The organism is Moritella sp. PE36 (assembly GCF_000170855.1).
Taxonomy (GTDB): domain Bacteria; phylum Pseudomonadota; class Gammaproteobacteria; order Enterobacterales; family Moritellaceae; genus Moritella.
Window position 1 is genome coordinate 1 of sequence record NZ_ABCQ01000043.1, and the last position, 21,032, is coordinate 21,032.

The window sequence follows — 21,032 nt, forward strand, 5'->3', positions numbered from 1 at the left end:
CTAAAGGCGTTGAATTCGAAGCGAATGTCATGCTAACCGACAATATAGATCTTGCGACGAGTTATACCTATATGGACATGAAAGTGACTGAGGATAATACCGGGTTGGAAGGTAAAACGCCGATTTGGGTGCCCAAGCATGCTGCTAATGCATGGTTGAATTATTACATTTATAACGGTATGCCAGCAGGGACGACCATAGGTACGGGTATCCGTTATGTCGGTGAAACTCAGATTGATGCGATGAATAGCGATCAAGTACCTGATTACACGCTCGTTGATATGTCAGTTGCGTATGACCTGTCTTATTTAAGCGACAGTTTAGATGGTTCAAGTATTTCTGTGGTAGCGAGTAACTTGTTTGGTACTGAATATTATTCTTGTTATGACACCAACAACTGTTGGTTTGGTGCTGAACGTAGTATTACAGCTAACGTTAAATTTAACTTTTAATCGTTAATTTTATTTTTAATAGGGCCAGGTGTCATGCCTGGACAATTTATGCCTCTAGATAAGGATGCCAATATGCAGGCTAAGCATTATGCGCAATTTTTTCAAACTGCTTTATCCATTACCCCCTTATTAAAAGGTGGACTGGATAACCCTGACAAAGCGCATTTTAATTCGCAGCAAGATAGCCAGGTTGCGATTAAGCAACTGTATAATTATTGGCAAATGCAACATCCAGAGGCGGGTGCTTCGTATTGGTTAACACGGGGTTGGACTATGTTGATATGGCAACCGTTATACCTCGCATTTATTGGCGTTTATGCGACTCATGCCGTGCCTAAATTAAGTTTAGTTGGGCAATATCATGGTGATAACGGCCTTGTCGCTGGATTCACCTTACCTGAACACCGCTTAGTTACTGGGGATTTACTGGCATTAATTGCTTATTCGGGACACGAATTGAAATTATTATTTTCCTCTTTGCGAGAACAATTCGCGCAGCAATACCGTTTGCGACCTGGCTTTGTTGCGCATTTATTAGCGGACAGTATTCTGGTTAATCTCATTGCATTACAGCAATTACGTGCTGATTTAGATGTGTATGAACAGGCAAAACTTTGGTTTGCTGCGTTTGATTTACCGAATAAACACTTGAGTGCACTTTATAAAGCCCCAAAAGCTGAATTATGGTCAGTTAAACGCATCAGTTGTTGCATGCATTATCGCCGCGATGACGGTGACTTGTGTTCTAACTGTCCAAAGAATAAATAGGATTTAAATGTTTGAATTGAAAAATGTTGTTGTAAACCGTGATGGGCGTGACATCTTGTCTATTGAGCAGCTGCAAATCGATAGCAATGAATTTACCGTGATCCTCGGTCACAATGGTTCTGGTAAGTCTACCTTAGCACAGGTGTTAGCTGGTCAGTTAAAACCGGACAGCGGCAAGATTGAGTTCTCAGAACAATTAATGAGCACGCTATCAACTAAATTATTAGCGCAGAACATTGCGTTTTTACCACAACGTTTACCCGAAGTTGCTGGTTTAACGGTGAAGGAACTTGTGCGACTAGGGCGCTTTGCTTGGCGTGGCACCTTTGGGCGTTATAACCAACAAGACACAGATATTATCGAAACCGCGATGCAACAAACGGATACTGCGCAATTTTGCGATCATATTGCAGACAGTCTTTCTGGCGGTGAGCGCCAAAGAGCCTGGATTGCGATGTTATTGGCACAACAATCTCGGGTATTAATCTTGGATGAACCGACTTCAGCTCTCGATGTTGGCCATCAATATGATCTGCTATCACTACTGCAGTCGCTTAACAGGGAGTCTGGGCAGGGTGTGATCGTGATCCTGCATGACATTAATTTAGCGCTAAGATTTGCGACTCGTGTGGTTGCTTTAAAACAAGGGAAAGTGAGCTTTTCAGGCGATCATAGTATTTTGTTAGATAGTAAAAAACTCTCTGCCTTGTATGGCACCGATATTACATTAATAGATCATCCGAGCCGAGATGAGAAGGTTGCTGTTGTATGTTAACTAGAAAAAAAATGACTAAATTGGTTCAATTACTTATCGCATCTGTACTGCTGATAACCCCATTATTTTCACAGGCTGAGATAACGGTAACGGACAGTCAAGGGAATAAGCAGTTAGCGCAATATGCGCAACGTATTGTCGTGCTGAATTGGGATCTGGCCGAGCAAATCTTAGAGTTGGATGTTGTTCCTGTCGGTATGCCAGATATTGCAGGTTACAGAGAATGGGTAAGTAAACCCGAAGTGCCTGCTGAAGTGCAAGATATTGGTACTCGAGTTGAGCCTAATTATGAAAAGATCGCGTCGCTGAAACCGGATGTTATTATTATTGCATCACCGCAAGCAGACTTACAAAGTAAACTGGAGCGAATCGCGCCGGTATTATTTTATCAAACCTTTAGTGCATCCCATGATAATGCGCAAGCCGCTTTAGATAATTTTCGTTACTTAGCTGGTGTTGTGAATAAACAAGAATTTGCAGAGCGAAAGATTGCGGCAATGACAGATAAACTCGATGATTTGAAGCAGCGATTATTGCTGGCTTACGATGGTCAATTGCCAAAGGTTGCCACAATGCGCTTTGCCAGCACCACATCTGTGTATCTGTATGGCAGTAATTCCATGCCACAATATGCCTTAAAACAATTAGGAATCGAGCCAGCGTTAGACCTGCCTGTAACCCAATGGGGCGCTGTACAAAAACGTATTTCAGACCTGCATACAATTGCCGATGGTACTGTTTTGTACTTTGAACCGTTTAATAAAAAGCAGGCATTATCACGTTCAAGATTATGGCAGTCTATGCCTTTTGTCCGTGGTAATCGTGTCAATAGCGTTGCATCAAGTTGGAGTTACGGCGGTGCAATGTCAATTCAATACACTGCGGAAGTGCTCACCGAGAGCTTATTAGCGTTAGCGCCTAAGCAGAATAATACGGCCAGTAATTAGGCCATTGGTTTTCGATTGTATTCAATAATGCAGTGAAATAAAAAATTGTTAGAACGGGAAGACGGATGTTGAGGTATTTAATTACAGTGCTGGCGCTGATGCTAGCGCTGTTTTTATCGTTGCAGTTACAAACTGAATTAACGATCACGAAGCAGTTGGCATTAATCTGTGGTCTAGAACCACGCGAGTTTGTTGAGGTTGATTTTGTTTACGCTATTTTACCACGTTTGGTGATAGCTATTTTGGTGGGGGCAAGCTTAGGTTTAGTCGGCAGTTTAATGCAGCAGTTGACGCAAAACCCATTGTTATCGCCTTTAACTTTTGGCACTTCTTCGGGCGCTTGGTTAGCCTTGGTATTAGTGGCGGTATTTTTTCCTGATTTAGGCATTGAAAATAGTAATATTTTTGCCCTATTTGGAGCGTTGTTGGCAATGGCGTTAGTGTTATTGATCACTGGGCTTAATAACCTTTCAGGTTTGCCCGTTATCTTAGCTGGGATGGCGGTTAATTTATTACTTGGTGCCTTGGCGACTGCGGTTATTTTGCTTAATGATCAATATGCTAAAAACTTGTTTATTTGGGGCGCTGGTGATCTTGCTCAAAATGGTTGGGACTGGGTATATTGGTTAATGCCACGTATGCTGGTTGGCTTGATTATTTTAGCGGTAGCACCACGAATATTAACGTTAATGCGCATTGGTCAGCAAGGTGCAAGTGCTCGTGGTCTTAACATTATGCCGACATTTTTGCTGTTATTGTTATTAGGCGTATGGCTAATATCATCTGCAATTACGGCAGTTGGTGTGATCGGTTTTGTGGGCTTATTAACACCTAATATAGCTCGGTTTTTAGGGGCGAGAACTGCACGTGATGAACTCTGTTATAGCTTGTTATTAGGCGCATTATTTTTAGTGTTAACAGATAGTTTGGCTGCATGGCTAAGTCAGTTTACACTCGATTTTATACCGAGTGGAACCGCAGCCGCAGTGATTGGCGCTCCTGCGCTTATTTGGTTTAGTCGAAGCGCATTAAAGGCGCAAGATCAAATGGTGTTTCGTTTACCGCAAGGTATTAGCCGTTTAAATAGTCGGGTTTTTATTACTATTTTAGTCAGTCTCGTGCTCTCGGTGACGTTATCAAGTGTCTTTGTTATGCAAGATAATTCCTGGACATTCGCCTGGCCAGATGCGTTTTCTTGGTCGATACGATGGCCACGTATTTTAACGTCTTTAGCTGCGGGTGCAGGTTTGGCTGTTGCCGGCACAATTTTACAACGTTTGATTCATAACCCGCTCGCAAGCCCTGATATTTTAGGTATTTCGGCAGGGGCTATTTTTGCGTTGGTATTTGCGAGTATGTTTTGGGGTATTACTATTTTCGAAGCGGGTCCACTGGTTGCATTTGTTGGTGCGATGGGGGCGTTAGTGATCATTTTGCTTTTGGGTAAAAAACATGATTATTCACCGCCGAAGTTAATTCTAACCGGTATTGCGTTAACGGCATTGATTGAAGCCTTCGTACAATTTGCGCTGGCGCGTGGTAATGATGATGTTTATGGTATTTTAGCGTGGTTGGCTGGTTCTAGCTATAGAGTAAGTGCAGATCAAGCTGTCATGCTTGCCGTGAGCGTGATGTTATTATTGCTATTAGCATTTTCACTGTCACGTTGGTTAACATTAATATCTGCTGGTAAAGAAATGGCGTATTCGCGAGGGCTAAATGGCTCAGCTGCATTTGTATTATTACTCTGTTTGGTCGCGCTACTCGTAGCGTTTGTCACCGCTAATATGGGGCCGGTCGCTTTTATCGGTTTACTTGCACCGCATATGGCGGCGATGTTGGGCGCCAAAAGTGTCAAGCAACAACTTTTGGTCAGCGCATTACTCGGGGGATTTTTAGTGCAGTTTTCTGATTGGCTTGGTCAAGTTATTCTGTATCCTGCTCAACTAGCAGCCGGGATTTTGGTTTCTCTTATCGGGGGGAGCTACTTTATTTTCTTATTGATTAAAGGTCGATTAAATACCTAGGGTTAAATGAACAGGTATTATATTTAACTTATATCAACCTGATGTATTGATGATTATATATTGAATAACAATTCCTTAGCGTGTAAGTTTGATATAAGCGATCAGCTAACACGCTAAGGATATTTAATGAGAATACGAAAAGCCAAACGAGATGATATTGATGGGATCAGCCAGTTAATAACAAAACTTGTCATTAAATATATTTTACCTACCTGCAGTAAAGAGGGCGGGCAGTTAATTCTCAATTCCATGGCACCAAATTGTATATCAAATTATTTCGATGCGGGTTATGAATACCATGTTGCAGAGTTAAAAGGCGAACTGATTGGTGTTGTCGGAATGAAAGATAACGCGCATTTGTACCATTTATTTGTGGCTGAAGCCCTGCAAGGCAGCGGAATATCGAGAAAACTATGGGAACAGGCGAGAGATGAATGTTTAGCGAATGGCAATCAGGGTAAATTTACAGTCAACTCAGCATTGAATGCAGCAGATGTATACCTAAAATTCGGATTTGTACCTGTCAGTGGTATTCGTGAAAGGCAGGGTATTAAAGATATGCCGATGGCATTGAATGTTACTAATCCATTTACTTTGAATTAAGCGTCACTCGTTATATTACGCTTTTAGAGTATTGATTTATTCTGTTAACAAGTTAGAGTACTCATTCTATATTTATGTCGCTGTCGGTTGATTAAATTCGAATAAGTTGATTTTATGAGAAATAATAACGGTTTTACACTAATTGAGTTAGTGATAGTTATCATTGTATTAGGTGTTTTAGCCGCAACAGCGATCCCTACATTTATTAATATTCAACATGATGCAAGCCGGGCTGTAGTTAGAAATCTTAGCGGTAGTTTAAAAACGGCCATGGATTTAGTTAATATACGTAAAGAAATTGATGACTCAGAAACCAGTGTTGATTATAACGGTAACACTATCACGCTCGTCAATGGTTACCCTAAACCAGCAGCTCCTGAAATGCGTTTTTTACTTAATATGGAATTACCGAGTACAACATGGACGCCTAATTGGTTAACTGTGCCTTGTGATGGCTCTGCTTTTTGTATTCTTGGTAATAGAAGTTATACCAATAAGCCAGAAATTGATGACGTTACATCTGGACACGTTGTGTTCTTTTGGCCAAATGGCTATGTACTTGATGGTTGTTTTGCTTACTATGCTAACTTGGAGATTGATAGTACGCCACCTGTTATTGGTTTTGTTGATTCGGGTTGTTAGCTTTCTAACAAAGTACTATCAATATTACTAACACCATCAATACCTTCCTCAATTTGAAGTAATCAAACCTTTCTTGCTCTTGTGCTCATGAACTAACTGAATTTCACGCTCTAATCTTAGACGTTATCAGTTTATTGATGCATATAATGATTATCACTTTTAATATTAATTATTTTATTGAATGATGTGTTCTTATCGTTGTCATAAATGACTTATATATATAAGTCATTGTAAATACTATTTTAAAGGCTATAGTTTAGTAATAGTTTATTATGACAGCTTGGCTGGTTTAAAAGAGATATTAATCGTTAAGTAAACCGCACATTATTAGGGTGATTATATGAAGGGAATTATAGCGACCACAGTTGTTGCTGGCCTGCTACTTTCTGGCTGCAGTGAAGAACAGGTTGTAATACCTGAACCGGACTCACGGCCTGTTAAACTGCAAACCGTCGATGTTGGTATTAAAGATACATTTCGAACCTTTCCAGGTATTGTCGAAGCTGATGATAAAGCGGTACTTGGATTCCGTGTTTCGGGTGTTCTATCATCGATGGATGTTAGACCTGGCGAGAATGTTGTAAAAGGGCAAACGCTTGCGAGTTTGAATCAAGATGAGTTTTTGCTACAAGTCGAACAAGCACAAGCAAATTATGAACTGGCTTCAGTCCAGTTTAAGCGTGATGCTAAATTACGTAAAACCAATGTTGTTTCTGAATTAGCATTTGATATCTCTAAAGCCAAGCGCAACCAAGCGCAAGCAGCGTTAAGCAAGCAAGAATCCAACCTCGGTTATACAACCTTAGTCGCGCCCTATGACGGTACACTATCATTATCGTTAAAAGAAAATTATGAATATGTCATGGCAAAAGAACCTGTAGTGCATATTCAGCGGGCGGGTATTATCAATGTCACCTTCCAACTGCCTGAACAGCTGCTTGCACGTTTTAATAATGAATATAGTCGTCGCCCAACCGTTATTTTCGATACTATCCCAGGCGAAGAATTTCCTGCTCGATTTAAAGAGATCGATATCGAAGCCAACGCGACAAATTCCAGCTATAAAGTCACCTTGTTTATGGACCGACCTGAAGGTAAAAATATCCTACCGGGGATGGCGGGTGCAGTCCGTATTGCGCTTCCTAAAGGGAGTGCTGGTGCGATTTCCCCACAAGCATTAATGCGCAAGGGTGACTCGATTTTTGTATGGCAGGTTGATGATCAAGGTATTGTGCACAAGCGAGAAGTCGAGTTAGATGAAAATGGACGTGTAACGAAAGGCTTAAACGATGGTGATAATATTGCCATTTCTGGCGTGAGCGAATTGCGAGAAGGTCAGAAAGTACGATCTTGGATCAAGGAGCGGGGACTGTAATATGAACAAATTCTCTTCTATTGTTATTGCACTTAGTGCGATAACAATATTGCAAGGTTGTGAAAAGCCGATTATAGAGCCAAGACAAAAAATACAGTTAGTTAAGATTGAGACCGTGCAACTAGCCGCAGAAACTGCGAGGTTATCGTTTCCTGCGGTGGCTGTTGCAGCAGATAAATCAAGCTTGTCTTTCCGGTTACAAGGTGAGGTCACATCTGTGACGGCTGGCCCTGGTGATCGCGTGACTAAGGGGCAAATACTCGCTCAAATTGATCCGACTTATTACCGCTTAGAAGTGGATGACGCAAAGGCGGAATATGCTATTGCTGATAGCCAATATCGTCGTTCTGCAAAATTGGTTGATCAAGGTTATATCGCCCCCTCTCAATTTGATGAACTCAAAGCGCAACGTCGTATTGCTAAAGCAAGGCTGGATATTGCCAAGCTGAATTTAAGTTTTACTGAATTGAAAGCGCCTTTTTCAGGTGTTATTTCGCATGTGCCAATACAACAGTTTGAAAATGTGCAAGTCGGGCAACAGGTGATGAATATTCACAGTACGACGACTGTAGATATTCAATTACAAGCTCCGGATATTATTTATTCGCAAAGTTCTGCTGTTGAAATTGAAGCATCAAGACCAGGAGCGAAAGTCATTACTGCTGATGGTATGGAATACGAGGCTCATTTAAAAGAGTTCACGACAGAGCCAGACCCTAAGGTGGGATCATTTGTCATCACACTGACGATGCCGATGCCTAAAGATAGACTTATTCTAGATGGCATGGCAGTCGAAGTGCGTGCTGATGCGCAAAAGCTCAATATCTATAAGAAAAACGAACCATTTATTCCACTTGAAGCGATCTTAAACGAAGACGGTGACGATTTGAATGCAACGCAAAAATTCGTGTGGGTAGTCAACAGTGATAATACGGTGAGTAAACGTCAAGTTGTCACAGATAAAGTGATCAATGAGGGCGTGCGTTTAAGCTCTGGTTTAGCTGCAGGTGAAAAAATAGTGGTTGCTGGTGGTAACCGTCTACGTGAAGGTCAATCAATTAAAATTTTCGACGAATCAATGAACAATTCACAAAACAATTCACAAAACAATTCACAAAATAAGTCAAACAACGATAAAGAGGCTGGACAATAATGAAACAAGATATCGCCGCCTATTTTATTAAAAATAACGTCATTAGCTGGATGCTCACACTGATCTTCTTAATTGGCGGAACCATGGCTTTTTTCGGCTTAGGTCGATTAGAAGATCCGGCATTTACAATTAAAGACGCAATGGTTGTGACTTCTTACCCTGGAGCCACACCATTACAAGTTGAAGAAGAGGTTACTTATCCATTAGAAAAAGCCATACAGCAGCTTACATATGTAGATGAAGTCAACTCTATTTCGAGCCGTGGTTTGTCACAAATCACGGTGACGATGAAGAACAAGTATGGGCCGGATGATTTACCTCAAATTTGGGATGAATTGCGCCGTAAAGTCAATGATATCAAATCCCAGTTACCGCCGGGTGTCGCAGAACCGTCTGTTATTGATGATTTTGGTGATGTTTACGGTATTTTGTTAGCGATCACTGGCGATGGTTACTCCTATAAAGAGCTAAATGATTATGTTGACTATTTACGTCGAGAAATAGAACTCGTTGATGGTGTTGGTAAAGTCTCAGTCACTGGCGTGCAGCAAGAGCAGGTCTTTATTGAAATGTCGATGCAACGTTTAAGCAGCTTGGGCATTTCGCCGACGACTATTTACAACACGTTGGCCACGCAAAATCTGGTATCTAGTGCTGGTGCGGTGAGGATGGGGACGGAATATATCCGTATTCATCCAACGGGGGAGTTTACTGATGTTGATGCGTTAGGTGATTTGATTATTACTGAAACGGGCGCTCAAGGATTAATTTATCTACGCGATGTGGCAACGATTAGTCGTGGCTTTAAAGAAGTACCTGATAATTTAGTTACTTTTAACGGCAAGGTTGCATTGAATGTCGGTGTAGCATTTATTTCGGGTGTTAATGTTGTAGAAAAGGGTAAGGGCGTTTATCAACGTTTAAGTGAACTCAAAGAGCAGCAACCGATTGGTATCGATATTGATGTTGTTTATAGCCAACCTGACGAAGTCGATAAATCTGTTAAAGGTTTCATTACTAGTTTAGGTCAAGCGATTGCTATTGTTATCGTGGTATTACTTTTATTCATGGGGGTTCGTGCAGGTGTTTTAATTGGGCTAATTCTGTTGCTTACCGTTTTAGGTACGTTTTTGTTCATGAATCTAATGGCAATTGATCTACAGCGTATTTCACTTGGTGGATTAGTGATTGCATTAGGTATGCTGGTGGACAACGCCATCGTCGTGGTCGAAGGTATTTTAATCGGGGTACAAAAAGGTCGAACTCGCCTGCAGGCGGCAACCGATATTGTCACCCAGACTAAGTGGCCTTTATTAGGCGCAACGGTTATTGCTGTTACTGCATTCGCTCCAATTGGTTTATCTCAAGATTCGACTGGTGAATATACTCAAACGCTATTTAGTGTGTTACTTATCTCGTTGATGTTGAGTTGGTTTACGGCGATATCATTGACACCATTTTTTGCTGATATGTTCTTTAAAGGCCTTAAAGTCGATGCTGACGGTGAAGATAACGACCCGTATAAAGGGGTTGTCTTTGTTGTTTATAAACGCGTATTAGAAACATGCATGAAAAATGCGTGGACAACGGTATTCACATTAATTTTGATGCTGGTGGCAAGTTTGTATGGCTTCACACAGTTAAAACAATCGTTTTTTCCTTCGTCAACCACACCGATGTTTATGGTTGATGTTTGGCTACCGGAAGGCACGGATATTCGAGCTACCAGTGAAAAACTACGTGAACTAGAAGTGATGGTAAGAGCCCATGAGGATGTAACACATGTATCTTCTAGCACGGGTAAAGGTTCTCAGCGCTTTATGTTGACCTACGCACCAGAAAAAAGCTATGCATCGTATGGTGAATTAATTGTGCGTGTTGATAGTTATGACGATGTAATGCCAATGTTACGTAAAGTGAGCGGGGAACTTGATTCACTTCATCCTGATATTGAATATAAACTAAAACGCATCGAATTAGGTCCTTCTTCAGGTTCTAAAATTGAAGCGCGTTTAGTGGGTTCTGATCCAACTGTATTACGTGGCTTAGCACAACAAGCAATTGATATTATGCGTGCCGATCCAGGGGCATTTAACGTGCGCCATGACTGGCGTGAACGGACTAAGGTGATTGAACCTGTGTTTAACGAAAGCCAGGCTCGTCGCTACGGTATCACTAAGTCTGATGTCGATGATTTATTGCAAATGGCATTCTCAGGCTTGGCTGTTGGTATTTATCGTGATGGGACCAACTTACTCCCCATTATCGCGCGATTACCTGAAAAAGAACGGGTGGATGTCAGTACTATTGAAGGCATGAAGATCTGGAGTCCTGTGTTAAAAGGTTATGTGCCGTTACAGCAAGTGATTTTAGCAGTTAATATTCGCTGGGAAGATCCGATTGTCGTCCGTAAAAACCGTAAACGCATGTTAACTATATTTGCTGATCCAGATCCATTAGGTGATGAGACGGCTGCAACGCTACAACAACGTATCCAACCGTTAGTCGAAGCAATTGATTTTCCACCGGGTTACTCATTAGAGTGGGGTGGTGAGTATGAATCGTCTGCAGACGCACAAGCATCATTGTTCCAAACGATGCCTATGGGTTATCTGTTCATGTTCTTAATCACTATATTCTTGTTTAATAACGTCAAAAATGCAGTGATTGTATGGGCAACAGTACCACTGGCGATTATTGGTGTGACGATGGGGTTACTTATACTAAATACGCCGTTCGGGTTTATGGCCTTACTTGGCTTCTTAAGCCTGTCAGGTATGCTGGTTAAAAACGGTATTGTATTACTTGATCAGATTGAAATTGAAATACACAGTGGTAAAGAGCGTTATCAAGCGGTTGTTGATGCGTCCGTTAGTCGTGTACGTCCGGTCTGTATGGCGGCGATCACCACAGTATTAGGTATGATCCCGTTATTACCGGATGTGTTCTTTAAGCCAATGGCGGTAACCATTATGTTTGGTTTAGGGTTCGCGACGATATTGACCTTACTTGTAGTGCCTGTACTTTATCGCATGCTGCATCGATTGAAGTTACCTGATACCACGAATAGCTAATTATCGTTGTTATCTATTTCTGTTAGTTAATAAGATGAATCAAAACAAGCGCCAATTGGCGCTTGTTTTATTTGTGCTATGACAAACTAAGACGGTGCTAATAAAGCTAATAAAGCTAATTCAGCCACTACGAAATCAATGAAACAGCGCACTTTTGACGATACGTGTTTACGACTTGGATAGACTAAATAAAGATTTACTTCTTGTCGTTTAAAATCACTGAACAATTCAACTAACTTCCCCGTTTCTATTTCATCGAACAGGTTGAAAAGCGGCATCCTGGTAATACCGTGTCCTGCAAGGCACAAAGATAGCTCCATCTCAGGGCTGTTTGTCAGCACGCGACTTTTTAACTGCACGTGATGTTGCTTGTCGTTGTTATCGATGAATGTCCAGGTATTGGGCTGTTTTAAATGACTATAATTAATGATCTTGTGTTCAATAAGTTCGCTTGGATCTTGTGGTGTACCAGCATGGCGTAAATATTCAGGGGATGCAATGATGACCCCATGCGAGCTAAACACTTTTTTACTAATTAATGTTGAATCATCTAATTGCCCCGAGCCTCGGATCAGCACATCAAAGCCTTCACTGACCATATCTACTTTGCGGTTATTTAAATCAAGCTCCAGATCAACTAAAGGATACTTTGCAAGAAAGCGAGAAAATATGGACTGCATGCGAGAATGACCAAAGCTGGTGGGACAGCTTATTCTCAATGTTCCTTTTGGTTTGAGTTGATGACCGTTTAAGGCTTCTTCTGTTTGTTCTGCATCACTAATGATCTGCTGGCATTGTTGAAAATAGATCTCACCTTCAGGTGTTAGACTTAATGAACGCGTTGTTCTGTGTATTAACCTTACGCCTAATCGAGATTCTAGCTTGTTAATTTCTTTACTTATGTAAGAGGTAGAATGGCCGCTAGTTTGAGCTGCGAGCGTAAAACTACCATTGTTCACCACTTCGACGAAGATGACTATTCCATTTAATAATTGCGCGTTGTAAGCCATAGCAAATCCTTTTGTATTGTCACTGATGTTGGTAGTGATGCCGTTATTCATGTTAGCTAATTAGGAGTCATATGGAAATAATCATTTGCCATTTATCCCATTAATCTTTTATCGTGGTTAATCTATTATTAATTCATACAGTTTAGCTGAATCGAAATCACTTAGGAGAATGCTATGTTAGGACTTACGCGGGTTAATCATATTGGTTTACGTATTAGTGATTTTGAAACGTCACGGGATTTTTACGCCAAACTTGGTTTCCAGTATGTCACGGGACCGAGTGGCCCAGAGCCTGTTGCTATTGTTGAGCATCCAAGTGGTATTAACATTAATTTTATTTTGAATGCAGTTAAGCTTGAAGGCCAAGACGCGAAAGCTACAAATATCTTAATGGACATAGCAACAAAGTATACTGGTTATACCCATGTTGCGCTTGAGGTTGAAGATGCTGAACTAACCATTAGGCAACTTGCTGAGTTAGGCATATCGTTAAGTGCAGAACCAATGACACATCCAACGGGCACATCTTTATTTATTCGTGATCCAGATAACAATGTAGTTGAATTTATTGAATATAAAGGCTTGAAACATCTTAAATCGTAACTATTTCGTGGCATGATTGTGTTCACACATTACATATAAAAAATACTAATCACATATAAAAAGTAATAATCAAATTTATAAAAGGAATTAATATGAAAGTTTTAGCATTAGCAGCAAGTAACAGTAGCCAGTCAATTAACAAACAACTCGTTAGTTATGCAGGTGAATTATTAACATCTAAAATCATCCCCAACGCTGAAGTTGAGCTCATTGACCTTAACGACTTTGAAATGCCATTGTTTAGTGCAGATCGCGAGTCAGCATCGGGTATACCACAGCAAGCGCAAGCATTCTACGACAAAATTGGTCGCGTAGATGCGGTTATCATTTCTTATGCTGAGCATAACGGTTCGTATACAGCAGCATTTAAAAACTTGTTTGATTGGACATCGCGCATTGATGCTAAGGTATATCAAGGCAAAGCGATGATCATGTTAGCGACCTCACCTGGTCCTGGTGGCGCTAGCAATGTATTAGCGGCAGCGAAAGGGTCGGCACCTTATTTTGGTGCTGAGGTTAAAGCGGATCTTTCTATTGCTAGCTTCTTTGATAATTTTGATGTAGAAAAAGGCCAGCTGCGCAATGCAGAAATACAAACGCAATTAGAAGAAGCACTTGCGACGTTAAAATAATACTCAAGTCATTCAGCCCCAGTCATCTAATTCAATATAACAAGCGAGTGGATATTCGCTTGTTATATTGTGTTTGAGTCGTCAAACATAGCGTTGACGTATTCTAGAAAGAGACTTCTTTTCTTCTTATCTTTTTATGTAAGTCAGTTAATTATTATTCTGCAGTCGTTTTAATCTCGCATGTAAAAACTCATAAAAACACTTCACTCGGGCACTGTGTTTGGCATCTTTATGATAAACAAACCACATTGCTTCTTCTGATTTAGGCGAATTCAACGGTATCTTTACTAGCGAGGGATAAAGCTTGGCTTGATGCTCTCCCATGGGACCAATTCCCATCCCTTCGATGACTGCCTGGTTAACATCAGGAAAGTGATTGCTCTGAAATACAATTCTATCCTGGTCTATGTTATCAACGACATGGCGGACAAAAGGGATCCGGTATTTTTCTGCCGTAGGTAACACCCAATAATGGTCGTTCAGGCTACTGTCAGTACTCGGTTTTCCGAACTCTTTTACATATTCCTTTGACGCATAATAATTGGTTTTAAACCGCGTTAACTCTTTAACGATCAGATCCGCGCCGTTGGGTTTTGGTCCAACACGTAGTGATACGTGAGCGGCTCCAGACTCCAATGGCACGATATCATCTGTCGATAATACCTTGATACGAATAGCAGGGTAGATATCTCTAAACGCCTTTAGTGCTGGCGCTAACTGTGAAGAATACGAACTGATGGTGGAAATACGTAATTCACCGCTAATCTTACTTTCAACATTCTGTAACTGATGTTCAAGTTTGCTGAAGCGAGCAATGAGTTCTGGCAACTCAGCGAGGAGGATCGCGCCTGCATCTGTTAGTTTATAACCGCGCTGGTGCCGAAAAAACAATTTAACTTCTAAGGCTGTTTCCAACTGGTTAATACGTCGTAGTACTGTCGCATGATTGATATTCAGCGATTTACCTGCTTGGCTTAAACTGCCATCGATGGCAACTTGATACGCTATTTTGTAGTCATCCCAAGAAATGTTTTTCATATCAATATTCTTTTAGTTGCGAGTTGAATTACTGAACATTCAAATAAACAAGCGCTTATACCAGTTACTGTGAATGACGTTATTTAATTTAATGTAAAAGTTCTGTGCATTTATGCACAATAGTTTCGCATTAATCACTATTTTTTAATAGTCAAAATATCCGTATTATCAATTAACTGTTGTGGGGGCATATTTGAATGTTAAAAAATACTAAAACAGCTTATGGCTGGATATCAATTTTGTTGCACTGGGTTATGGCATTAACCATTGCTGGTATGTTTGGCTTAGGCTTGTATATGGTCGAGCTAACTTATTATGATGCTTGGTATAAAGGCTCTCTCGATTTACACAAGAGCATAGGTATTTTATTGCTTGGTTTTTTATTGCTTCGTACATTATGGCGCTGTATCAATATTAATCCTGATAGCGCAGACAAGCATGCGAGTAAGTTTGAAGTAACAAGCGCGCATTTGGTTCATCTCGCTCTATATCTGCTGATGTTTACATTAATGATATCGGGATACTTAATTTCGACCGCTGATGGACGTGGCATCATGGTGTTTGAGGTATTTAGCGTATCTGCAATCCCATTTTCTGTTGCTAATCAAGAGGACATAGCGGGTGAAATACATGAAATTTTGGCATGGGTGTTAGTTGTGTTAGCTGGGGTACACGCATTAGCTGCGGTGAAACATCATGTTATCAATAAGAACAATACACTTGTGCGTATGTTGAAAGTACAAACAACAGAAAATAAATAACGACTAATAAATCATAGCGACTTTATCGAGTATGAAGACGTAATGAAAAAATTCATAATTAAAGCTAGATTCAAACGGGAAATAGAATGAAAAAACAAATTTTAGCCGCTGCTATCACAGCAAGTTCACTGTTCGCTGCTGTGGCACCCAATGTAGCCCAGGCTGCTGATTACAATATTGATGTTGCCGGTGCACATGCTTCTGTACAGTTTAAAATTAAGCATTTAGGTTACAGTTGGTTACTGGGTCGTTTTAATACGTTTGATGGTGATTTCTCGTATGATGCTAAATCGCCAAACGCGTCGCAAATCAACCTGATTATTGATACGGCTAGTTTAGATTCAAATCACGCCGAGCGTGATAAGCATTTAAAAAGTGATGATTTTCTGGACGTGAAGCAATTCCCGAAAGCAAAATTCAGAAGTCAAAATATCAAATTCAGTGATGATACAAATGGTATGGTTACGGGTCTATTCACTTTAAAAGGCATTACTAAGACAATCACTTTCCCTATTACAAAAGTGGGTGAAGGTGCCGATCCTTGGGGTGGCCACCGCGCTGGATTCACGGGTGAAGCAAGTTTGAAACTAACTGATTATGGCATTACGACTAATCTTGGACCGGCATCAGCGTATGTAGATATGACGTTTAATATTGAAGGTGTTCGTCTGTAAACTATTGTTTGTTTAGTGTTAAAGCCAGTCGCTGTTATCAGTGACTGGCTTTATGCATTTCAATACCTGCTAATTGGATAAAACAGGCTGATGAATCAGCTTAATATTATGGCTCTTTAAAATTTGTCGTTCCACTACGCTGGATAAGATAAACATCATTAAGTAACCGCTGCATAAAGCGATAATAATGGCGACGACATTATCGGTAAACTGACTTAATAACTGGAATGACAGCATAAGTGTGAATATACCACTGATACGAATACATAAACTGTGCATAAAGCGTCCATGTGCTTTGATGTAAGCAAGTTGATAGGCATTTAACATCATAAAAATAAAGAATAATGAAAAATGCAGCAGCACAGGAATTGCGCCATCGTATTCATGAGGGAAAAGTGTAAGCACTAATGATTCACCAAACAACAGCATAACCAAGAAAAACAGACTGCTAACAGCGAAAGCTACTTTAAATACCCATTGGCGGATAAGTTTGATTTGTTGATGATCGCCATTTCGGACACACACCGCCAGCTCGGGTAATACAAACCGATAGATAGGAAACACAAATAGCAGGGTTAAATAAGTAAATACCGGACGCACCACAACTTGGAAATCACCTAACTCGTCCACACTAAAATGTCGAATGGTGAGCAGTACGGTAATGTATATCATTAAAATGCTCGCGCCAGCTTCAAGTGATGCGGTGAAACTTTTTTTTACAAAACTAACTAAGTTGGGATCGAAATGTACACCAGTTAAAGGGCGCGTTGAAATATCTCTGCGGCGTTTTTTAAACATGTAAGCGGCAATGGCAAGTGATGATAGGGTTAAACCCATAAACAGTGATACCAAGGCATCTAAGTTAAATATGTAATAACAAACAAAAAACATGAGTACATTAGCGAGAGGTTCTAACCAAACGACTTTATTCGAAATACTGTATAATCGATACATGGCAATAAGATTAGTGAAATATACTTTTAGTCCCATCCCAAAGATAATGCCCACCAACTGGTAATAACTGACGTCAATATCTAACTGATGCTTAATGTAGGGGATCACAACGCCCCAGGTAATGAGCACCATGGTAATTAAGCTATAGCGAAACACATTTATGATATCGCGGTCATTTTGTGTTTGTGAATAACTTACCACCATTGAAGAACGAAACCCGGTCATTAATATTAACGACAAAGAGATTAGATCAACGACGCTATGGAACAGAGCAAGGTCATCTTTTGGGATCCAGTGTGCTAACCAAATTTTAAAACTAAAACCGATAGCAATGCTGATTAATGTGACCCAAATACCTTGGGTAAATGCACTTTTTACGCGCGTTAATGGTGAGCTTTGCATAACGACCATGTTGCTAATAGCCTCTAATAGCGTGAATTAATACAGAAAATGACAGAGTCGGTGATTATATTGTAAATGAAAACTATTCGCAATTGAGTTTGTTGATCTATATTGCTGTTATCAGGATTAAATTATTATTTTGTAGTACGTTCTGCGGACAATTCATACAAATAGAGTAAACACTTAAATGAAAAAGATAATCTTTAATTTTTTATGGGTTATTGGTATTTACTTACAATAACAAACTTAGCGTTAACAGTGGCAAGTTCCGTATATTTATGGCTATTTAGAGGATGTTCACGGTTGTTTATTCTTATTGTTTGTTAGGCTAACAATGCCGATAGTGTGACCACTATAGGCATAGCATTATTTATTCAATAGAATGCAAGATCTTGGTATTGTTAGGCATAGATAATGAACATCATTAAGTCAGTGAGTATTGTTTTAGTCGTTGGAGTTACCCTCATATTATTTATGCTGCGTCCCTTCGGCTTACTTGATAACGATGTGACTATTGAAACGGATGCCCAAGTCGTTTTTTCCCCTGATGATTTACTCGCAGAGTTGCCTTATGGTAATGCTGTACTTGCAGCCCTAGATCTCTCTCGCTTTGATAGTGATGAAGCGTTATTAAAAATAGACCGTCTTGATCAAAAGGGAATATTTCTAGATCATCCTTTATACCAAGCTTATTATTTTATGACTATGAATAACATCATGTTGCGTTTAGGCCGCATTGATGATGCGTCAATGTATGCCAAACAGCTTCTTGATTTCGCTGAACAAGAAAATATGCAGTGGCTAAAAGCAAGCGCTTTGTCTGAATTGGCAATTGAACGGACCAAACGTGGTGAATTTGATATTGCACAGACTTACTTAAATGAATCAGTCCGTCTTGCAAAAGAAAGTAATTACGAAGGGCTATTAATAAAGTCTTATAGTTCACTGGGTATGATCAGTATCTTTTCCGGCGATTATGGTAAAGCACAAGAATATTTTCATAAAGGCTTAAAACTGATTGAGACGAATCCAGAGCATTTGTATTATAGTAAAATAATCGGCAACTTGGGTCTTATTTACATTTACTTAGAGGAATGGGATAAGGCGCTTGAATATATTGCTCACTCAAAGGAAATATACAGCCAAACTAGATGGCTGGAACCTTCGATTATGACCATCTTGTTGACGAATGAATCTAATGTCTATTTCCGTTTAGGGAATGCTGTACAAGCACGTAGGGCTTATGCTGAGGCGAAGAAGACATTAGGAAAAGATTCAAGTACCAGATTACAAGCGGCAGTGTTGAATAGCTTATCTAATGTGCTTGTTTTAGAGCAGCAATATGAATCTGCAATCGCGGAGTCAAATCGTTGCCTCAGTTTAGACGGTATACAAAGTTTACCGCTGCCACGTGGACTCTGCTATAAAAGTAAAGCCCGCGGTGCCATGGGCTTAGGTCACTATCGTGTTGCAATTGATGCTCTACATGCCTCGATTAAAGAAGGCTCAACAATTTCAAGCACAGCTTATAGTATCAATAATCATAAATTGCTGTCAGAAGCGTATGAGAAGTTAGGTAATAATGTCGAGGCATTGAAGTATTTTAAGTTGTATTACCTCGCGGATAAGGAAGCGCTATTTGATCGGCGCCAAAGTGAATTATATCTTCTTGAAGAGTCATTTAATGCCAAAACCGCACGTCATACGCTCGCGCTATTAAAAACCAAGAATGAAATACAAGATCTTGAGTTAGAGAGGCAAATGCTTGGCACCCGTGTCATTTTGGGGGTGACATTTTGTGTTTTGCTAGGGCTAGGCTATGTGATTAAAAAGAATCTCGACATTGAGAATCAAAATAAACTACTGCAATGTTCTAATACTGATTTAGTCGAATTATCAACGCGGGATGCACTTACTGGTTTATATAATCGCCGTCATTTTGATCATTTTTTACAGCGTTTAAAGCAAGATAGTTCATTTTATCAAAATTCAAATTTTACCATCGCAATCATGGATCTCGATCATTTCAAAATGATTAATGATAATCATGGTCATGATGTTGGTGATCTCGTTTTAATCGAAGTAGCAAAACGCTTTCTTCATCACCTACCGTCGTCAGGTTTAGTTATTCGTTGGGGTGGGGAAGAGTTTATCTGTCTTATTGAAGACCAAAGTCATATGACGAGTCTGCAGCAGTTAGAAAAAGTCTGGTCTGCGATAAAAGATGTGCCTGTTGCTACGACCGCCGGTGATATAGAAGTTACATTGTCGATTGGCGCGGTTACAGATATATCCGTTGCGGAGTTGATGATTACTCATGCTGACTTACTTAAACGTGCAGATGAACGATTATACAAAGCTAAACAGAGTGGTCGTAATCAAATTATCGCAGTGGATTAAAGTCTGCGCATGATTAAAGTTCTGAACACACTGTTAACTATTATAGATTTGTAGTAGCTTGATAATATAAATAAATTAAAGAATATTTTCGGAGCTAGGGTATATGGCGAGCATAATTTGTTTTGGTGATAGTATTACACGTGGTGAAAGTGATGCTGACTATGGTGGTTGGGCCGATCGTATTAAAACTCGCTGCTTGAGTCGCATAATAAGTGCAACAGTGTCTGGACGCGGATCAGATAAAATCAGTGTCTTTAATATGGGCATTAGTGCTGAAACAACAAATGGTTTAATCCAACGTTTTCAACATGAGTTTGTTACCCGTCTAGCAGACGATAAGCAAAATACAGTATTGTTTGGTTATGGCGCTAATGATCTTGCTAAGCAAGACGGTAACTACCTTGTTGATATTGAAATGTATATTGACAACATAAGTCGCTGTATTGAGTTTTCACTTGAGAAGGGCGCTAATGTTGTTCTGATTAATGTCACGCCAATTGCAGCCGAGCTTGATGGCATTCCTAATGTAAATAACCGCATTCGCAATGATGAAACCATTCGTCGTTACAACCAAGCGTTGTTAACATTGTCTGTGAAGTACAGTGTGAATTTGATTGATGTTTACACGCCGTTTAATGACAATAAAGAAGCCTATTTAACGGCAGATGGATTACACCCGAACAGTGCCGGGCACGAGTTGCTATATCAAGTAATAAGTAAGTCTTTGTTGTCGTAACCTTAA

At 40.1% G+C, this 21,032-nt stretch carries 19 protein-coding genes; 16 read left to right on the forward strand and 3 right to left on the reverse strand.

Annotation, left to right across the window (positions count from 1 at the left end; genetic code table 11):
- From PE36_RS18020 to PE36_RS18065, 10 genes are all read left to right on the forward strand, one after another.
- The coding region (locus PE36_RS18020; RefSeq protein ID WP_006033496.1) for a TonB-dependent receptor domain-containing protein at nucleotides 1-452 on the forward strand (452 nt) is incomplete at its 5' end.
- A 48-nt stretch (nucleotides 453-500) separates the two neighbouring features.
- Nucleotides 501-1,220, forward strand: a complete 720-nt coding sequence (locus PE36_RS18025; protein ID WP_232286608.1) for a siderophore ferric iron reductase — start codon at nucleotides 501-503, stop codon at nucleotides 1,218-1,220.
- A gap of 7 nt (nucleotides 1,221-1,227) precedes the next feature.
- Complete coding sequence (locus tag PE36_RS18030; RefSeq protein WP_006033498.1) at nucleotides 1,228-1,995, forward strand: ABC transporter ATP-binding protein; 768 nt, start codon at nucleotides 1,228-1,230, stop codon at nucleotides 1,993-1,995.
- On the forward strand, nucleotides 1,989-2,942 hold the full coding sequence (locus tag PE36_RS18035; RefSeq protein ID WP_006033499.1) for an iron-siderophore ABC transporter substrate-binding protein: 954 nt from the start codon (nucleotides 1,989-1,991) through the stop codon (nucleotides 2,940-2,942). The genes PE36_RS18030 and PE36_RS18035 overlap by 7 nt, the downstream gene beginning before the upstream one ends.
- A gap of 65 nt (nucleotides 2,943-3,007) precedes the next feature.
- Complete coding sequence (gene fhuB / locus PE36_RS18040) at nucleotides 3,008-4,969, forward strand: Fe(3+)-hydroxamate ABC transporter permease FhuB (protein ID WP_043994749.1); 1,962 nt, start codon at nucleotides 3,008-3,010, stop codon at nucleotides 4,967-4,969.
- A gap of 126 nt (nucleotides 4,970-5,095) precedes the next feature.
- A complete protein-coding gene (locus PE36_RS18045; RefSeq protein WP_006033501.1) occupies nucleotides 5,096-5,572 on the forward strand; it encodes a GNAT family N-acetyltransferase in 477 nt (158 codons plus the stop codon).
- Nucleotides 5,573-5,686: 114 nt separating this feature from the next.
- Nucleotides 5,687-6,214 carry a type II secretion system protein gene (locus PE36_RS18050; protein WP_006033502.1) on the forward strand — a complete coding sequence of 176 codons (528 nt, stop codon included), beginning with the start codon at nucleotides 5,687-5,689 and terminating at the stop codon, nucleotides 6,212-6,214.
- Nucleotides 6,215-6,554: 340 nt separating this feature from the next.
- The gene (locus PE36_RS18055) at nucleotides 6,555-7,589 is read left to right on the forward strand and encodes an efflux RND transporter periplasmic adaptor subunit (RefSeq protein WP_006033503.1); all 1,035 of its coding nucleotides are present in this window, start codon (nucleotides 6,555-6,557) and stop codon (nucleotides 7,587-7,589) included.
- A 1-nt stretch (nucleotide 7,590) separates the two neighbouring features.
- Complete coding sequence (locus tag PE36_RS18060) at nucleotides 7,591-8,742, forward strand: efflux RND transporter periplasmic adaptor subunit (RefSeq protein ID WP_006033504.1); 1,152 nt, start codon at nucleotides 7,591-7,593, stop codon at nucleotides 8,740-8,742.
- Nucleotides 8,742-11,816: an efflux RND transporter permease subunit gene (locus tag PE36_RS18065; RefSeq protein WP_006033505.1), complete on the forward strand. Its 3,075-nt coding sequence runs from the start codon at nucleotides 8,742-8,744 to the stop codon at nucleotides 11,814-11,816. The genes PE36_RS18060 and PE36_RS18065 overlap by 1 nt, the downstream gene beginning before the upstream one ends.
- Nucleotides 11,817-11,902: 86 nt before the next feature.
- On the opposite strand, the gene PE36_RS18070 is transcribed toward PE36_RS18065, so the two are convergent.
- Nucleotides 11,903-12,826 carry a LysR family transcriptional regulator gene (locus PE36_RS18070; protein WP_043994751.1) on the reverse strand — a complete coding sequence of 308 codons (924 nt, stop codon included), beginning with the start codon at nucleotides 12,824-12,826 and terminating at the stop codon, nucleotides 11,903-11,905.
- Nucleotides 12,827-13,000: 174 nt separating this feature from the next.
- Here PE36_RS18070 and PE36_RS18075 point away from each other — a divergent pair, with 174 nt between their 5' ends.
- Nucleotides 13,001-13,429, forward strand: coding sequence for a VOC family protein (locus tag PE36_RS18075; protein WP_006033507.1), 429 nt, complete (start codon nucleotides 13,001-13,003; stop codon nucleotides 13,427-13,429).
- 92 nt (nucleotides 13,430-13,521) lie between these two features.
- Entirely contained in the window at nucleotides 13,522-14,061 is a 540-nt protein-coding gene (locus PE36_RS18080) for an NADPH-dependent FMN reductase (RefSeq protein WP_006033508.1), read from the forward strand.
- Nucleotides 14,062-14,208: 147 nt separating this feature from the next.
- Here PE36_RS18080 and PE36_RS18085 read toward each other — a convergent pair whose 3' ends face one another.
- Nucleotides 14,209-15,099, reverse strand: coding sequence for a LysR family transcriptional regulator (locus PE36_RS18085; protein ID WP_006033509.1), 891 nt, complete (start codon nucleotides 15,097-15,099; stop codon nucleotides 14,209-14,211).
- A 197-nt stretch (nucleotides 15,100-15,296) separates the two neighbouring features.
- On the opposite strand from PE36_RS18085, the gene PE36_RS18090 reads away from it, so the two are divergent.
- Nucleotides 15,297-15,860 carry a cytochrome b gene (locus PE36_RS18090; protein ID WP_006033510.1) on the forward strand — a complete coding sequence of 188 codons (564 nt, stop codon included), beginning with the start codon at nucleotides 15,297-15,299 and terminating at the stop codon, nucleotides 15,858-15,860.
- An 86-nt stretch (nucleotides 15,861-15,946) separates the two neighbouring features.
- Nucleotides 15,947-16,534: a YceI family protein gene (locus PE36_RS18095; protein WP_006033511.1), complete on the forward strand. Its 588-nt coding sequence runs from the start codon at nucleotides 15,947-15,949 to the stop codon at nucleotides 16,532-16,534.
- Nucleotides 16,535-16,603: 69 nt separating this feature from the next.
- Here the strand turns inward: PE36_RS18095 and PE36_RS18100 are convergent, their stop codons facing one another.
- Entirely contained in the window at nucleotides 16,604-17,890 is a 1,287-nt protein-coding gene (locus tag PE36_RS18100) for a lipopolysaccharide biosynthesis protein (protein ID WP_043994759.1), read from the reverse strand.
- A gap of 414 nt (nucleotides 17,891-18,304) precedes the next feature.
- Here PE36_RS18100 and PE36_RS18105 point away from each other — a divergent pair, with 414 nt between their 5' ends.
- A complete protein-coding gene (locus PE36_RS18105) occupies nucleotides 18,305-20,290 on the forward strand; it encodes a tetratricopeptide repeat-containing diguanylate cyclase (RefSeq protein ID WP_006033513.1) in 1,986 nt (661 codons plus the stop codon).
- A 103-nt stretch (nucleotides 20,291-20,393) separates the two neighbouring features.
- Nucleotides 20,394-21,026: a GDSL-type esterase/lipase family protein gene (locus tag PE36_RS18110; protein WP_006033514.1), complete on the forward strand. Its 633-nt coding sequence runs from the start codon at nucleotides 20,394-20,396 to the stop codon at nucleotides 21,024-21,026.
- Nucleotides 21,027-21,032: the final 6 nt, after the last annotated feature.

What these genes read in the sequence shown, in the direction of transcription:
- PE36_RS18105 (WP_006033513.1), top strand. Translation starts at nt 18,305, where the DNA reads ATGAACATCATTAAGTCAGTGAGTATTGTTTTAGTCGTTGGAGTTACC.
- PE36_RS18030 (WP_006033498.1), top strand. Translation starts at nt 1,228, where the DNA reads ATGTTTGAATTGAAAAATGTTGTTGTAAACCGTGATGGGCGTGACATC.
- PE36_RS18075 (WP_006033507.1), top strand. Translation starts at nt 13,001, where the DNA reads ATGTTAGGACTTACGCGGGTTAATCATATTGGTTTACGTATTAGTGAT.
- PE36_RS18055 (WP_006033503.1), top strand. Translation starts at nt 6,555, where the DNA reads ATGAAGGGAATTATAGCGACCACAGTTGTTGCTGGCCTGCTACTTTCT.
- PE36_RS18060 (WP_006033504.1), top strand. Translation starts at nt 7,591, where the DNA reads ATGAACAAATTCTCTTCTATTGTTATTGCACTTAGTGCGATAACAATA.
- PE36_RS18110 (WP_006033514.1), top strand. Translation starts at nt 20,394, where the DNA reads ATGGCGAGCATAATTTGTTTTGGTGATAGTATTACACGTGGTGAAAGT.
- PE36_RS18095 (WP_006033511.1), top strand. Translation starts at nt 15,947, where the DNA reads ATGAAAAAACAAATTTTAGCCGCTGCTATCACAGCAAGTTCACTGTTC.
- PE36_RS18035 (WP_006033499.1), top strand. Translation starts at nt 1,989, where the DNA reads ATGTTAACTAGAAAAAAAATGACTAAATTGGTTCAATTACTTATCGCA.
- PE36_RS18045 (WP_006033501.1), top strand. Translation starts at nt 5,096, where the DNA reads ATGAGAATACGAAAAGCCAAACGAGATGATATTGATGGGATCAGCCAG.
- PE36_RS18090 (WP_006033510.1), top strand. Translation starts at nt 15,297, where the DNA reads ATGTTAAAAAATACTAAAACAGCTTATGGCTGGATATCAATTTTGTTG.
- PE36_RS18025 (WP_232286608.1), top strand. Translation starts at nt 501, where the DNA reads ATGCCTCTAGATAAGGATGCCAATATGCAGGCTAAGCATTATGCGCAA.
- PE36_RS18070 (WP_043994751.1), bottom strand. Translation starts at nt 12,826, where the DNA reads ATGGCTTACAACGCGCAATTATTAAATGGAATAGTCATCTTCGTCGAA.
- PE36_RS18065 (WP_006033505.1), top strand. Translation starts at nt 8,742, where the DNA reads ATGAAACAAGATATCGCCGCCTATTTTATTAAAAATAACGTCATTAGC.
- PE36_RS18050 (WP_006033502.1), top strand. Translation starts at nt 5,687, where the DNA reads ATGAGAAATAATAACGGTTTTACACTAATTGAGTTAGTGATAGTTATC.
- PE36_RS18100 (WP_043994759.1), bottom strand. Translation starts at nt 17,890, where the DNA reads ATGCAAAGCTCACCATTAACGCGCGTAAAAAGTGCATTTACCCAAGGT.
- fhuB (WP_043994749.1), top strand. Translation starts at nt 3,008, where the DNA reads ATGTTGAGGTATTTAATTACAGTGCTGGCGCTGATGCTAGCGCTGTTT.
- PE36_RS18085 (WP_006033509.1), bottom strand. Translation starts at nt 15,099, where the DNA reads ATGAAAAACATTTCTTGGGATGACTACAAAATAGCGTATCAAGTTGCC.
- PE36_RS18080 (WP_006033508.1), top strand. Translation starts at nt 13,522, where the DNA reads ATGAAAGTTTTAGCATTAGCAGCAAGTAACAGTAGCCAGTCAATTAAC.